We start from the raw sequence: 14081 nt of genomic DNA, 5'->3' as shown, positions 1-14081 counted from the left end.
CGCGCAAATCGGCTGTGTGCGGCTATCGGCTCGATTATCAGTCACGATTTTCTTGCGCGCAACTTTGAACATCATAATGCCATGGGCTGCCTCGGCAAAGTGCGGCTTGCCATGGTGTTGCTAAGGAGTTGCTGTCACTTCCTGGATCAGCTTGACGGCGGCAGCGTGCAGCGGGTGGCCGATCGTGCCGAACGCATCGCAGATGGTCAGGTGATTGGCCTCAGGCAGTGCAATATCGGCAACATGGCTCGCCTTCCAGGCGTCGACCATCAGCCCGGTCTGGCGGCGGAACTCCTCGGACTCAAGGCCGCCGAAGGCTGTCACGAATGGCGCCGGGTGCGACTGCGGCATACGGCAGGGCGACAAGACGGCGATGTCTTCTTCCCGCAGCTTGAGGTCGATGTTGACGAAGTCGGCATGGCGTACCGGCTCCAGGTCGTAGACGCCCGACAGGAGAATTCCGCCTTTGACCAGGTCGGCGGGAAGGTCTGCGCCGAACGCCGGCCATACCGCGGCCATCGTCATCGCCGCGAGGTGGGCGCCGGCGGAATGGCCGGCGACGACGATGCGGCCGGGATCGAAGTCGTACTTCTCGGCATTGCGGTACAGCCAGGCGAGGGCGCGCAGCTGCTGCAGGACGATTTCGGCGATCGAGGCTTCGGGCGCCAGCGTGTAGTTGGTCAGCGCGACATTGAAACCGGCACGCGTGTAGGCGGGCGCGATGAAGGAAAAGTCCGACTTGTCCAGAGAGCGCCACCAGCCGCCGTGGATGAAGACCAGCAGCGGCGCGTCGCTGCGGTGGGTAGGGAAGAAATCCAGGCGCTCGCCGCTGGCCTCGCCATAGGCCAGGTCGAACAGGGCCGCCTGCGTGCGCCGCGCCTGGGCGGAATCCTTGAGCCAGCGGGTAAAGATATAGGGATGGTCGGGGATCATCGCGCGGGCGTTGTATTGCTGGCTGTAGTATTCGGCCTTGTTTTTCATGGCGGGAAGCATGTGCTGAGGAAAAGAAGGCGCACAGTTTACTTGCAGGCGGCGATTGAGGGAACAGCGAGGGAACAGCAATGGCGAATTGACGCCGCCGCTGCGGCGGGCATACACTTCCCGCGTTCTGGTGCTCGCGCGCATGTCCATGCGCGCGGTTAAACGGGAAACACGGGGCCTGCCATGCAGGCTAACGTGTGCTGCCCCCGCAACGGTAAGCAAGCGTCGCCGCCGGCGACGGCCGATTGTTCTACGCCACTGTGCGCACGCATGGGAAGGCACATCGGTCCGCCTTGTGAGCCCGGATACCGGCCGGAATGGTCCTCGCCTGCTTGCAGGCGGAGGACGGCGTCACCGCGGACGGGGTTTGCCGCGGCCCCGGTCAATCCTTATCTCCACGCCGCGCGTGGCACACACATGCATATTCCTCATATCCGGAACACGGCCGACGCTGCGCTTTCTGCCGCCCTCGATGCCGCCATCAACAACAAGACCAAGCCCCTGGGCAGCCTCGGCATGCTGGAAACACTGGCCATGCAGATCGGCCTGATCCAGAAAAGCACCGAGCCGCGCATCGACCGTCCGGCCATCCTGGTTTTCGCCGGCGACCATGGCGTGACCGCCGAAAACGTGTCGCCCTTCCCGCAGAGCGTGACCTGGCAGATGGTCGAAAACTTCATGGCGCAGGGCGCGGCGATCAATGTCTTCGCGCGCCAGAACGGCTGCGCCTTGCATGTGATCGATGCGGGGGTGAACCACGACTTCGGCTTCCGCGACGGCCTGATCGACCGCAAGGTGGGATACGGCACGCGCAACTTCGCCGTCGAGCCCGCGATGAGCGAGGATGAGTGCATGGCGGCACTGCGCCATGGCCTCGCACTCGCAGCGACGCTGCAGGGCAATGTGGTCGGTTTCGGCGAAATGGGCATCGGCAATACCAGCGCCGCCGCGGCGCTGATGCACAAGCTGACCGGTATTCCCGTTTCCGAGTGTGTCGGTGCAGGCGCGGGGCTTTCCGGCGAGGGCATCGCCCACAAGCGCCAGGTGATCGAGCAGGCGGTGGCGCGGCACAAGGAGGTCACATCGCCGCTGGACGTGCTCGCCACCTTCGGCGGATTCGAGATCGCAATGATGGCCGGCGCGATGCTCGGCGCGGCCGAACGGCGCATGGTGCTGCTGATCGACGGCTTCATCGTCACCAGCGCCTTGCTCGTCGCCGCCCGCCTGCAGCCGGCGATCCTCGACTACTGCGTGTTCTCGCATTGCTCCAACGAACGCGGCCACCGGCATATGCTGGAACACCTGGGCGGGCGGCCTGTGCTGCAGCTCGGACTGCGGCTCGGCGAAGGCAGCGGGTGCGCGCTTGCACTGCCGCTGTTGCATGCGTCGGTCAACTTCCTGCGCGAGATGGCGACGTTTGCCTCCGCGCAGGTCAGCACCGCGGACAAGTAAGGACATGCAGCCACGCGCCATCCACCAGCTGCGCCTGTTCTTCATCGCGCTGCAATTCTTCACGCGGCTGCCCATTCCGCGCTGGGTCGGCTTCGACGCGGCATGGCTGCACCAGTCTGCGCGCTACTTTCCCGCCGTGGGCATCGTGGTGGGCGCGGTCGCGTCTGCGGCATACGCTGCGGCGCAGATGGTGTGGCCCGGTGCCGTTGCAGTCTTGTTGTCGACTGCCGCCGGCATCTACCTGACGGGCGCATTCCACGAGGATGGTTTTGCCGACACCTGCGACGGGCTCGGCGGCGGCGTCGACAAACAACGCGTGCTGGAGATCATGACCGATTCGCGCATCGGTGCGTATGGGGCCATCGGTATCGGCCTGCTGCTTGCCGTGAAATGTGCGGCCTTGTCCGGCCTGCCCGCACCGGCGGCGATTGCATCGCTGCTGCTTGCGCATCCCTTGTCGCGCCTGGCGGCGACGGCGCTGATCTGGAAACTCGATTATGTGAAGCAGGAGGGGAAATCCAAACCGCTGGCGCAGCGGATGTCGGCGGCGGAGTTTGCGATCGCCGCGGCATCGGTGCTGGCTGTGCTTGCCGCAGTCGCCGTGTCGGGCGCAGTGAGCGCCGTCGCGCTCGCTGCCGGCATCGTCGCTGCCGTCATCGCAGCAGGCTGGCTGGCCCGCAAATGCGTGCGGCGCATCGGCGGCTACACCGGCGACTGCCTGGGCGCGGTGCAGCAACTGAGCGAAGCAGCCTTCTATCTCGGCGTACTCGCCTTCGCGGTGCGCTGATGCGCTTGTACCTCGTCAGGCACGCACGGCCCGTCGTCGCGCAGGGGACATGTTATGGCAGTACCGACCTTGCCGCGGACGAAGACCATCAGCGAGAAGTGCTGCCGCAACTGCTGCAGGCACTGCCTGCGGGCGCAAGGATTTTTTCCAGTCCGATGAAGCGATGCCGTTCGCTTGCCGTTGAACTGGCCGAAGGACTCCGGTGCGGCGATGTCGTGTTCGATCCACGCCTCATGGAAATGGATTTCGGCGCCTGGGAAATGCAGGCCTGGGAAACCATTCCGCGCGCCGAGGTCGATGCCTGGGCCGGGGCGCTGTCGAACTACCGCCCAGGCGGAGGCGAGTGCCTGCTGGACGTGGCGCGGCGCGTCCTGTCCTTCCACGAGGAACTGACGGCGGAGAAAACGGAGGATGTCGTGGTGGTCGCCCATGCCGGAACCATTCGCCTGCTGCTCGCCGCCGTGCAGCGCATGACGCCGGAAGAAATGGTCGCCGCTGCCGCGCGCACGCCCAATCCGATCGCCTATGGCGCAGCAATCGCGGTCGATTGCTAAACGGATAACAAAGCCGTTTTTTGTTGTCGGCCTGTATTGCAAGCCTTAAAATAGGCGGGTTCTGGTGCCCGCGCGCATGTTCATGCGCGCAGTTAAACGGGAAACACGGTGCTTGTCCTCAAGCTAACGTGTGCTGCCCCCGCAACGGTAAGCAAGCGTCATCCGGAATGCACGAACAGCGCATTCCCCATTGACAAGCGGTCCTTCAAAGCCACTGTGCGTTCTGCATGGGAAGGTCGGCCGCCTCGCCTTGTCAGCCCGGATACCGGCCAGAGCAGGTGGAAGTATGCGGACGGGGACCTTCGCAACGAAAATGGGGCACGCGCCCCGTTTCCCGAGCGTCATCGACTTGTCCGGTACTTCTTTTCATCCAGCCTGCGGGGAAGCGGGCTGGTTGTCTTTCTCTGGATATTCGTCATGACATCACCCGTTTTACTGCGCGTGCAAGCAGCAGCCAAGCCGCTTGCGATCGCTGTCGCCGCTTCCACTGCGTCTGCAGCGTTTTCTGCATCTGCCTACGCGCAGGACAAGAAACTCGATTCCGTCGTCGTTACCGCGACGCGCTCGCCCCAGATCGCCAAGGAAGTGCTGGCCGATAACGTCGTCATCACTGCCGAGGACATCGCCCGCTCCGGCGGCACCTCGCTCGCCGACGTGCTGCAGCGCCAGCGCGGCATCGAGATCGCGCGCAACGGCGGCCCCGGCACGCAGTCTTCCGTCTACATCCGCGGCACCGACAACAAGCAGAACATCGTGCTGGTCGACGGCGTGCGCGTCGGCTCTTCCACTAGCGGCGGCGCAAGCTGGAACGCGATTCCGCTGTCGCAGATCGACCGCGTGGAAATCGTCTACGGCCCGCTCAGCACCATGTACGGCGCGGACGCGATGGGTGGCGTGATCCAGATCTTCACCAAGCAGGGCGATGGCGCACCCGCATTGACGGCCTCCGCCGGCGCGGGCACCTATGGCACGCGCAACGCCGAGGCCGGCGTGTCCGGCTCCAGCGAGGGCCTTCGCTACGCATTCCGCGCAGGGCATGAGCGTTCCGACGGCTTCTCCGCCACCAAGCCCGGCAATTTCTCCTTCAATGCGGATGACGACGGTTACCGCAACTCCAGCGCCAGCGGCCAGCTCGCATACCAGCTTGCCAAGGGCCACGAGCTCGGCGCGACATTCCTGCACAGCGAGCTGAAGAGCCAGTTCGATTCCGGTCCGACCATGGACGACCGGACGCGCACCCGCGTCGCCGCTTACAGCCTCTATGCGAAGAACCGCATCCTTCCGAACTGGAACAGTCATGTCCAGCTCTCGCAGTCGACGGACCACAGCAGGAACAATGCATCCTTCGGCCGCTCGGAGTTCGACACCGACCAGACCACCATCAGCTGGCAAAACAACTTCACGCTGGGTACGGACGTTCTGCAGGCGATCCTCGAGCACAGGAAGGAAGATGTCGATTCGACCGAGCCTGCGCTGGTGCGCGACCGCACGACCAAGTCCGTCGCACTCGCCTACCAGATGCGGCGCGGCGCGCATCTCGGCGCACTGAGCCTGCGTGGCGACGACAACTCGCAGTTCGGTTCGCGCACTACGGGCAGCGTTTCCTATGGTTACCGCCTGACCAGCGCATTGCGCGTGAACGCGAGCGCAGGCACGAGCTTCCGTGCGCCCACGTTCAACGAGCTGTACTTCCCGAACTTCGGCATTCCCACGCTGCGCCCGGAAAAAGGCAGGAACGCGGAAATCGGCGTGTACTACGAAGACGGGACAAGCCAGTACAGTGCCGTGTACTACCGCAATCGCCTGACCGACCTGCTGGTGACGACGCCGGTGTGCCCCGTCACGCCCGCCGCGTTTCCCTTCGGCTGCACCTACAACGTGAATGAAGCACTGCTGACCGGCCTCTCGTTGGGCGCCAGCACCACCTTCGGCCAGTTCACCTTGCGCGGCTCGCTCGACCTGCAGGACCCGCAGGATGAAACCACCGGACGCCAGCTTGCACGGCGCGCGAAGAAACACGGCACGCTTGCCCTCGACTACAAGGCCGGCGACCTGACGACGGGCGGCGAGCTCGTTTTCTCCAGCGCACGCTTCGACGACGCCAACAACCGCAACCGTCTCGGCGGCTACGGCCTCCTGAACCTGCACGCCAGCTACGACCTGTCGAAGGACTGGTCGCTGTTTGGCCGCTGGAACAACGTGCTGGACAAGGAGTACGAGCTGGCCCGCCTCTATAACACGGCGGGTTCCAACGTCTTCGTCGGCGTGCGCTATGCGATGAAGTAAGCGATGAAGTAAGAAAGGAAGGGACACCGTGCACAGCGAGGCCATCATGCTGCCAGCTTTCCATGAGCGCCGCCGCGCCGTCAGCATCCTGACGGTGCTGGTCGCGGCCGCCTTTTGCAGCATCCTGTTTGCCTGCGGCATCGGCTCGGTGTCCCTGTCCATCCCGGAATTGTTTGCAGCGCTGGGCGAGCAGCTACGGGGTGACTCGTCCTCGCTGGCCGCAACGCTGCTGGAGCTGCGCCTCGGGCGCGCGCTGTCGGCCTTCGTGACCGGCGCCACCCTTGCGCTGGCCGGCGTGATGATGCAAGCCTTGCTGCGCAATCCGCTGGCCGATCCCTATGTGCTGGGCGTGTCCGGCGGCGCCGCCGTGGGCGCGCTGTCGGCGATGCTCTTTTTCTCTGCGGCGTGGCTGGTGGACATCGCCGCGTTCGGCGGCGCCATGGCCGTCTCTTTCCTGCTTTTCCTTCTCGCCTGGCGCGACCTGCGGGGCAGCGCGGGCGACAGCAACGCACCGATGCTGCTGCTCACCGGCGTCATCATCGCCTCCGGCTGCGGCGCGCTGGTCACCCTGATGCTCTCGATCGCGCCGGACAACCGCCTGCGCGGCATGGTGTTCTGGCTGATCGGCGACCTGTCGGCAACGCAGGCGCGCTGGCTGCCGTGGACGGTCTGGCTCATTGCGCTGGTGTTCGCGGTGCGCGTGGCGCGCGCGATCAATGTGATGGCCCTGCATGCGGAAGCCGCCGCCACGCTCGGCATCCGCGTCAACCGCCTGCGCCAGGGTCTGTTCCTGTTTTCCGCGCTGCTGACCGCGAGCGCGGTGAGCACGGCTGGCAGCATCGGTTTCGTCGGCCTGATCGTGCCGCATGCCTGCCGCTTTGCATGGGGGCCCGACCACCGCCTGCTGCTGCCCGCCGCCACACTGGCCGGCGGCACCTTCCTGGTGCTTGCCGATACGCTGGCGCGCACCGTGATCGCGCCCCAGCAATTGCCGGTCGGTGTCATCACGGCGCTGATCGGGGTGCCGGTATTCCTTCTCCAGTTGCACCAGATCCACAGGAAATAAGCCATGCAGACGCTCAAGCTGGGATTGCGCATCGGCGGCAGGGAACTCGTTGCCGGACTGGACTGGACGGTGGAAGCCGGCCAGTGCTGGTGCGTGATCGGCCGCAACGGCGCGGGCAAGAGCACCTTGCTGCGCACGATTGCCGGCCTGCGCGCGCCGGACAGCGGCAGCGTGCTGCTGGGCGGACGCGTGTTGTCCGAGTGGCAGCTGCTGGCGCTGGCGAGGGAGCGCGCCTATCTGCCGCAGGGAAGGAACGATGCCTTCGGCTACCGCGCCATCGACACCGTGCTGGCCGCGCGCCATCCCTACCAGGATGACCGTTACTGGGATGCCGAAACGGATTACCGGATTGCGCATGCCGCCATGCGCGCGCTGGATGCCGGCCACCTCGCCGAACGCGACGTACGCACGCTCTCCGGGGGCGAACGCCAGCGCGTCGCGATTGCCGCCGTGCTGTCGCAGGAGACGCCATTGCTCCTGCTCGACGAACCCGCCAGCGCGCTCGACCTGGCGCACCAGGTCGGCGTGATGGAACTGCTGGCGCGCCTGTGCCGCGCGGAAGGCAAGGCCGTCGTACTCGTCAGCCACGACCTCAATCTTTCCCACAGCGTTGCCTCGCACGCGCTGCTGCTGATGGGGGACGGCGAGTGGCTGGCCGGCCCGTCAGCGGAAGTCATGACGGCGCCGCTGCTCAGCCGTTGCCTCGGCTATCCGATCGAAGCCGTGCAACATGGCAGGCGCACCATATTCATCCCAGCGGAAGAGGGAGAGGAGAAAAGCAATGACTGAAGACATCAACGAGCGCCACCGCGCGCGCATGCAGCGCAAGAAGGAAGTGGTCGACCGCAAGATCGAGGCGGCGAAGCGCAACACCGGCGTCCTGCTGGTCAACACGGGCAACGGCAAGGGCAAGAGTTCCAGCGCCTTCGGCATGGCCATTCGCGCGCTGGGGCATGGGATGAAAGTCGGCGTGGTCCAGTTCATCAAGGGCGCGCAATCCACCGGCGAGGAATTGTTTCTGCAACGCTTCCCTGGCGAGGTGAGCTTCCACGCGATGGGTGAGGGCTATACCTGGGAGACGCAGGACCGCGAGCGCGACATCGCCTGTGCCGAACGCGCGTGGGCGCGGGCGAAGGAATTCCTGAGCGACCCGAGCGTCGGTTTTGTCGTGCTCGATGAACTGAATATCGCGCTCAAATACCGCTATCTCGAGGTCAATCGCGTGATCGAAGACCTGCGCTCGCGGCCGCCGATGCAGCATGTGGTGGTCACCGGCCGCGCGGCGCCGCCGGAACTCATCGCCGCGGCCGATACCGTGACGGAGATGCAGCCGCTCAAGCATGCCTTTGCCGCGGGCATTGCCGCCCAGCCGGGCGTCGAGTGGTGATTCCATGACACGCAGCTTCGTATTCGGCGGCGCGCGTTCCGGCAAGAGCCGCTATGCGGAAAACCTGGCTGCGCAGAGCGGCAAGCCGGTGGTCTACCTTGCCACCGCGCAGGCCGGCGATACAGAAATGCAGGCGCGCATTGCGCATCACCGCGTACGGCGGGATGCGGCGTGGACTACGGCCGAAGAGCCGCTCGCCCTCGGCGCTGCGCTGCGCACTTGGTCGGCGCCGGGTAATGTCGTGCTTGTCGACTGCCTCACCGTCTGGCTGTCGAACCTGTTGTTCAGCGAGAACAGGGAATATCCCGAGGTCGGTACTATCGTTCCGCCCGTGCGTTTCACAGAGGAACGCGAAGCATTTCTTGCCGCGCTCGATACGGTGCGTGGCGACATCGTCATCGTGTCCAATGAAGTCGGCATGGGCATCGTGCCGCAGGGAGCAGTGTCGCGCTGGTTCGTCGATGAAGCAGGCCGGCTGAACCAGGACATGGCCGCGCGCTGCGAGCGTGCGGTCTGGGTGGCCGCCGGCCTGCCGCTCGTGCTCAAGGAAAAGGCATGCTGAGCGGACTCGCGCTTGCGCTGCTGATGGCTGCCGGCGTTGCGCTTGACTGGATGCTGGGCGAGCCGCGCAAGTGGCATCCGCTGGTCGGTTTCGGCAGGATGGCAAATGCCATCGAACGGCGCTTGAACCGGGGCAGGGCGCGCAGGCTGGCAGGAGTGTTGGCCTGGATGCTTGCCGTGCTTCCTCTCGTGGGCTTCTCCGCGTGGATGATTGCGCTGGCCTCCGCATGGCACCCGTTCGCCGGCCTCGCGATCCACACCGTGCTGCTGTATTTCTGCATCGGCCTGCGCAGCCTGCGCGACCACATGCTGCCGATCGCGCGGGCGTTGCGGAGCGGGAATGTGGAGCAGGCGCGCGCGCTCACTTCCCGCATCGTCACGCGCGACACCCGCCATTCGGGCGAGCCGGAACTGGCCAAGGCGGCGGTCGAATCGCTTCTCGAGAATGGTAACGACGCCATCTTCGGCACGCTGTTCTGGTTTGCCGTCGCCGGCGGGCCGGGCGCGCTGCTGTTCCGCCTCGCCAATACGTTGGATGCAATGTGGGGTTACCGCAATGCGCGTTTCCACGCCTTCGGCTGGATGGCCGCGCGCAGTGACGATGTCCTGAACTGGATTCCGGCGCGTCTCACCGCGCTGTCTTACGCGCTGCTCGGCGATACGCGCAGCGCGATGCGATGCTGGCGAACGCAGGCGGCGGCGTGGAGCAGTCCCAATGCCGGCCCGGTCATGTCGGCCGGCGCCGGTGCGCTGCGCCTGGCCCTCGGGGGTGCCGCCGAATACGATGGCGTGCACGAACAGCGCCCGCCGCTGGGCGCGGGCAGCCAGGCGGGCGCGGCGGATATCGACCGCGCCTGGGCACTGGTGGCGCGCACCTGCGTCGGGTGGCTGGCCGTCGTGTCCGTCTGCGCAATCTTCATAGAAAGGATGGCCCATGCTTGAGCACGGCGGCAACCTGCGCGAAGCGGCCGCGCGTTACGGCCGTCCGGTGGCCGAATGGCTGGACTTGTCGACCGGCCTCAACCCTAAGCCTTATCCGGCCCCGGCGCTGCAGGCGCAGATCTGGCACCGCCTTCCGGAAGAGGACCCGACGCTGACGGCGGCGGCGGAGGCGTATTACGGCGCGCCGCACATGCTCGCCGTGGCGGGCACGCAGGCGGCTATCCAGGCGCTGCCGCGCGTGCGCCCGCGTTCGCGTGTCGTGGTGTCGGCGCCTTCGTATGCCGAACACGCGCATTGCTGGCGGCAGGGCGGCCATGCAGTGAGGGAGCTGCCGTATGCCTCGCTCGGGAACAGCGTCGACGAGGCCGATGTCATGGTGATCTGCAATCCCAACAATCCCACCGGCGCAAGCGTGGCGCCGGAGCTCTTGCTCACCTGGGCCGAGCGCCTCGCATCGCGCGGGGGATGGCTGGTGGTGGACGAAGCCTTCGGCGATGTCGTGTCCAGCCTCAGCGTCGCGCATTGCGCAGGCCGCCCCGGATTGATCGTGCTGCGTTCGATCGGCAAGTTTTTCGGGCTCGCCGGTGTGCGCCTGGGTTTTGTCGCGGCGGAACAGCCGACGCTGTCTCGCATCGCGGACTGGCTCGGGCCGTGGTCAGTGAGCGCTGCCGCGCAGCTTATCGGGCACGCTGCCCTGACTGACCACGCATGGCAGGAGGCGGCGAGGCGGCAGTTGCAGGAGGACGGCGCGCGGCTGCAAAGCCTGTTGGCCGATGCCGGCATCCATGCCTCGGGCACCGCGCTCTACCGCTGGTGGCCCGAGCAACGTGCGGAAGCCTTCCACGCGCATATGGCAGCGCACGGCATCTGGGTGCGCCTGTTTGCGGACAAGGGACGCGGCATCCGCGTCGGCCTTCCCGCGGACGAACCGGGCTGGCTGCGCCTGCAGGAAGCGCTCGATGCGTGGCGGCCAGTGGAAAGGGCGGTGCGATGAAACGCGTCTTCCTTGCCATGTGCTGCGCGGCCATCCTGCCTGCACGGGCCGCCATCAGCGTGACCGACGACGACGGTGCCACCGTCACCCTGCAGCAACCGGCACGCCGCGTCGTTTCGCTTGCGCCGCATGTCACCGAAATGCTGTTCGCCGCCGGCGGCGGGGACCGCGTTGTCGGCGCCGTCAATTTCAGCGACTACCCGCCCGCCGCGCGCAGCATCCCGCGCGTCGGCGACAACCGCCTTGTCGACATCGAGCGACTGCTCGCGCTCAAGCCCGACCTGCTCGTGGCATGGCGGCACAACGCCTCCTCGCGCCAGATGGCGCAGCTGCGCCGGCTCGGCATTCCGCTCTACTACAGCGAGCCGCACAAGCTGGAAGACATACCCGAGGCCATCGTCAAGCTGGGGCAACTGATGGGAACGACGCAGGCCGCGCAACAGACGGCGGGCCGGCTTCGTACGCAGCTTGAGGAACTCGTCGTCCGCTACAGGCAGCGCCCGCCCGTGCGGGTGTTCTACCAGGTGTGGGACAAGCCGCTGTACACCCTGAACGAGCGCCACATCATCAGCGACGCGATCCGCGTGTGCGGCGGCGAGAATATCTTCGCGAAACTGCCGCTCGTGGCGCCCAGCCTGAGCCCTGAAGCGGTGCTGCAGGAAAACCCGGAGGCGATCGTGAGCGGCGACCGGCGCGACCAGGCGGTGAGCGGCGTCGAGATCTGGAAGCAGTATCCTTCCATGCTCGCCGTCCGCCGCGGCAACCTGTTCGCGCTCGATGCCGACCTGGTCAACCGCTCCGGCCCGCGCATTCTTGCCGGGGCGACGCAATTGTGCGAAAAACTCGAGGAAGCAAGAAGCCGCAGGGGAGATCGCCAGTGACTTACCGCCGCATCGCCTGCCTCAGCACCGAGGCCGTGGAAACGCTGTATGCCCTTGGGGCAGAAGACTTGATCGCCGGTATCTCCGGCTTCACCACCCGGCCGGCGCGCGCACGCGCCGAAAAGCCGAAGGTCAGCGGATTTTCGTCGTCGCGCATCGAACGCATCCTCGCCGTGCAGCCCGACCTCGTGATCGGCTTCTCCGATATGCAGGCGGGCATTTGCAGCGAGCTTGCGGCCGCGGGCGTGGAAGTGCATCTGTTCAACCAGCGCGACATCGCGGGCATCTTCCGCATGATCGAGGTGCTTGCCGCGCTGACCGGCAAGCAGGAGGCGGGCCGCGCGCTGGCCGGCACACTGCAAGCGCAGATCGACGCGGTGCGGGCGGAGGCCGCGCAGTGGCATGTCTGCCCGAAAATCTACTTCGAGGAATGGAACGATCCGCTGATCAGCGGCATCGGCTGGGTGTCGGAGCTCATCGCCATCGCGGGCGGCGAGGATATCTTCCCCGAGCTTGCCGCGCAAGCGGGCGCCAGCGCACGCATCATCGCCGACCCGCAGGAAGTCGTGCGCCGCGCGCCGGAAATCATCATCGGCTCCTGGTGTGGCAAGAAATTCCGCCCCGAATCCCTGGCCGCGCGCGCCGGCTGGGATGCCATTCCCGCACTGAGGGACGGCCTGGTCGCGGAAGTCAAATCGGCCGACATCCTGTCGCCGGGGCCGAGTGCGATCACGGAGGGGTTGCCGCAGATCGCCGCGCTCGTGCGCCAATGGCAGGAGCGCCGCGCATGAACTTTCCCTACGCAACGCTCATGGTGCAAGGCACGACCTCGGACGCCGGCAAGAGCACCGTCGTCGCCGCGCTGTGCCGGCTGCTGGCGCGCGAAGGCATCAAGGTCGTACCCTTCAAGCCGCAGAACATGGCGCTCAACAGTGCGGTGACCAGCGACGGCGGCGAGATCGGCCGCGCGCAGGCATTGCAGGCCGCGGCGGCCGGTCTGGCGCCGCATACCGACATGAACCCGGTGTTGCTTAAACCCTCCAGCGACACCGGCGCCCAGGTCATCATCCACGGCAAGGTGCGGGCCGACATGAACGCGCGCGACTACCACCAGTACAAGACGGTGGCGATGCAGGCGGTGCTGGAATCCTACCGCCGGCTGGCCGGGCGCTTCGATACGGTGCTCGTGGAAGGCGCCGGCAGCCCCGCCGAGATCAACCTGCGCGAACGCGACATCGCCAACATGGGCTTTGCCGAAGCGGTGGATTGCCCGGTGATCCTGGTGGCCGACATCGATCGCGGCGGCGTCTTTGCCCACATCGTCGGCACGCTCGCCTGCCTGTCCGAGAGCGAGCGGGCACGCATCGCCGGCTTCGTCATCAACCGCTTCCGCGGCGACATCAGCCTGCTGCAGCCGGGCCTGGAGTGGCTGGAGCAGCAGACTGGCAAGCCGGTGCTGGCCGTGCTTCCTTACCTGCACGGCCTGTTCCTCGATGCCGAGGATGCGATCCAGCCGGCGCAGGTGGAGAAGGGCGCTTTCCGCATCGTGGTGCCGGTCCTGCCGCGCATCAGCAATCACACCGATTTCGACGCCTTGCGGGCGCAGCCGGGCGTGGACTTGCGTTTCATCGGCCCGGGGCAGGCCATTCCACCGGCCGACCTCATCATCCTCCCGGGCAGCAAGAATACCCGCGCCGACCTCGCCTTTCTGCGCGAGAACGGCTGGCCGCAGGCCCTGCAAAAGCACTTGCGCTACGGCGGCAAGCTGATCGGGATATGCGGCGGCTACCAGATGCTCGGGCGGTCGGTGTCCGATCCCTGCGGGGTCGAGGGCGCACCGGGAAGCTCCGAAGCGCTTGGTCTGCTGGACATCGACACCGAACTGGCAAGGGAGAAAACCCTCGCGCAGGTCGAAGGACGCTGCGCCTTCGCCGAGGGCGAGGTCAGGGGCTACGAAATCCACATGGGGCTATCGCGCGGCCCGGCAACCGAACTGCCTGCGTTTTACGTCGGAGGACGCGCCGAGGGCGCGCGTTCCGCCGACGGCCAGGTGCTGGGGACCTACCTGCACGGCGTGTTCGACGCGCCGGGTGCGCTGGCGGCGCTGCTGCAATGGGCGGGCATGGACGAGGTGGAAGCGGTCGACCTCGCCCGCCTGCGGGAGCAAAGCCTGGACCGGATCGCCGACGC

The 14081-nt window shown here is 66.4% G+C and carries 14 protein-coding genes and 2 riboswitches; of the genes, 13 read left to right on the top strand and 1 reads right to left on the bottom strand.

Features of this window, described 5'->3' with window-relative positions:
* Positions 1-120 precede the first annotated feature (120 nt).
* On the bottom strand, positions 121-981 hold the full coding sequence (locus VFF99_RS20140) for an alpha/beta hydrolase (protein ID WP_325020712.1): 861 nt from the start codon (positions 979-981) through the stop codon (positions 121-123).
* Between the two features lie 111 nt (positions 982-1092).
* Positions 1093-1312: riboswitch (cobalamin riboswitch) on the top strand.
* Positions 1313-1398: 86 nt separating this feature from the next.
* Between VFF99_RS20140 and cobT the strand changes: the two genes are divergently transcribed.
* The 13 genes from cobT to VFF99_RS20075 all read left to right on the top strand — a co-directional run.
* Positions 1399-2433, top strand: a complete 1035-nt coding sequence (cobT, locus tag VFF99_RS20135) for a nicotinate-nucleotide--dimethylbenzimidazole phosphoribosyltransferase (RefSeq protein ID WP_325020711.1) — start codon at positions 1399-1401, stop codon at positions 2431-2433.
* A 4-nt stretch (positions 2434-2437) separates the two neighbouring features.
* A complete protein-coding gene (locus VFF99_RS20130) occupies positions 2438-3220 on the top strand; it encodes an adenosylcobinamide-GDP ribazoletransferase (protein WP_325020710.1) in 783 nt (260 codons plus the stop codon).
* Positions 3220-3774, top strand: a complete 555-nt coding sequence (locus tag VFF99_RS20125) for a histidine phosphatase family protein (RefSeq protein WP_325020709.1) — start codon at positions 3220-3222, stop codon at positions 3772-3774. Before VFF99_RS20130 ends, VFF99_RS20125 begins: the two co-directional genes overlap by 1 nt.
* 45 nt (positions 3775-3819) lie before the next feature.
* Positions 3820-4062, top strand: a riboswitch (cobalamin riboswitch).
* 129 nt (positions 4063-4191) lie between these two features.
* Positions 4192-6060, top strand: a complete 1869-nt coding sequence (locus tag VFF99_RS20120) for a TonB-dependent receptor domain-containing protein (RefSeq protein ID WP_325020708.1) — start codon at positions 4192-4194, stop codon at positions 6058-6060.
* A gap of 46 nt (positions 6061-6106) precedes the next feature.
* A complete protein-coding gene (locus VFF99_RS20115) occupies positions 6107-7126 on the top strand; it encodes an iron ABC transporter permease (protein ID WP_325020707.1) in 1020 nt (339 codons plus the stop codon).
* 3 nt (positions 7127-7129) lie between these two features.
* Positions 7130-7915, top strand: a complete 786-nt coding sequence (locus VFF99_RS20110; RefSeq protein WP_325020706.1) for an ABC transporter ATP-binding protein — start codon at positions 7130-7132, stop codon at positions 7913-7915.
* Positions 7908-8513, top strand: a complete 606-nt coding sequence (cobO, locus tag VFF99_RS20105; protein ID WP_325020705.1) for a cob(I)yrinic acid a,c-diamide adenosyltransferase — start codon at positions 7908-7910, stop codon at positions 8511-8513. The genes VFF99_RS20110 and cobO overlap by 8 nt, the downstream gene beginning before the upstream one ends.
* 4 nt (positions 8514-8517) lie before the next feature.
* Positions 8518-9075, top strand: coding sequence for a bifunctional adenosylcobinamide kinase/adenosylcobinamide-phosphate guanylyltransferase (gene cobU / locus VFF99_RS20100; RefSeq protein WP_325020704.1), 558 nt, complete (start codon positions 8518-8520; stop codon positions 9073-9075).
* Positions 9069-10016: an adenosylcobinamide-phosphate synthase CbiB gene (gene cbiB / locus VFF99_RS20095; protein ID WP_325020703.1), complete on the top strand. Its 948-nt coding sequence runs from the start codon at positions 9069-9071 to the stop codon at positions 10014-10016. Before cobU ends, cbiB begins: the two co-directional genes overlap by 7 nt.
* A complete protein-coding gene (gene cobD, locus VFF99_RS20090) occupies positions 10009-11010 on the top strand; it encodes a threonine-phosphate decarboxylase CobD (RefSeq protein WP_325020702.1) in 1002 nt (333 codons plus the stop codon). Before cbiB ends, cobD begins: the two co-directional genes overlap by 8 nt.
* The gene (locus VFF99_RS20085; protein ID WP_325020701.1) at positions 11007-11891 is read left to right on the top strand and encodes a cobalamin-binding protein; all 885 of its coding nucleotides are present in this window, start codon (positions 11007-11009) and stop codon (positions 11889-11891) included. The genes cobD and VFF99_RS20085 overlap by 4 nt, the downstream gene beginning before the upstream one ends.
* Positions 11888-12682: an ABC transporter substrate-binding protein gene (locus VFF99_RS20080; RefSeq protein ID WP_325020700.1), complete on the top strand. Its 795-nt coding sequence runs from the start codon at positions 11888-11890 to the stop codon at positions 12680-12682. Before VFF99_RS20085 ends, VFF99_RS20080 begins: the two co-directional genes overlap by 4 nt.
* On the top strand, positions 12679-14081 hold a 1403-nt coding region (locus tag VFF99_RS20075), incomplete at its 3' end, for a cobyric acid synthase (RefSeq protein WP_325020699.1). The genes VFF99_RS20080 and VFF99_RS20075, both read left to right, overlap by 4 nt.

The organism is Noviherbaspirillum sp. (assembly GCF_035654295.1).
Lineage (GTDB): Bacteria > Pseudomonadota > Gammaproteobacteria > Burkholderiales > Burkholderiaceae_D > Noviherbaspirillum.
Note: the sequence above shows the minus strand (reverse complement) of the source record. Positions and strands in the feature narration are given on the sequence as shown.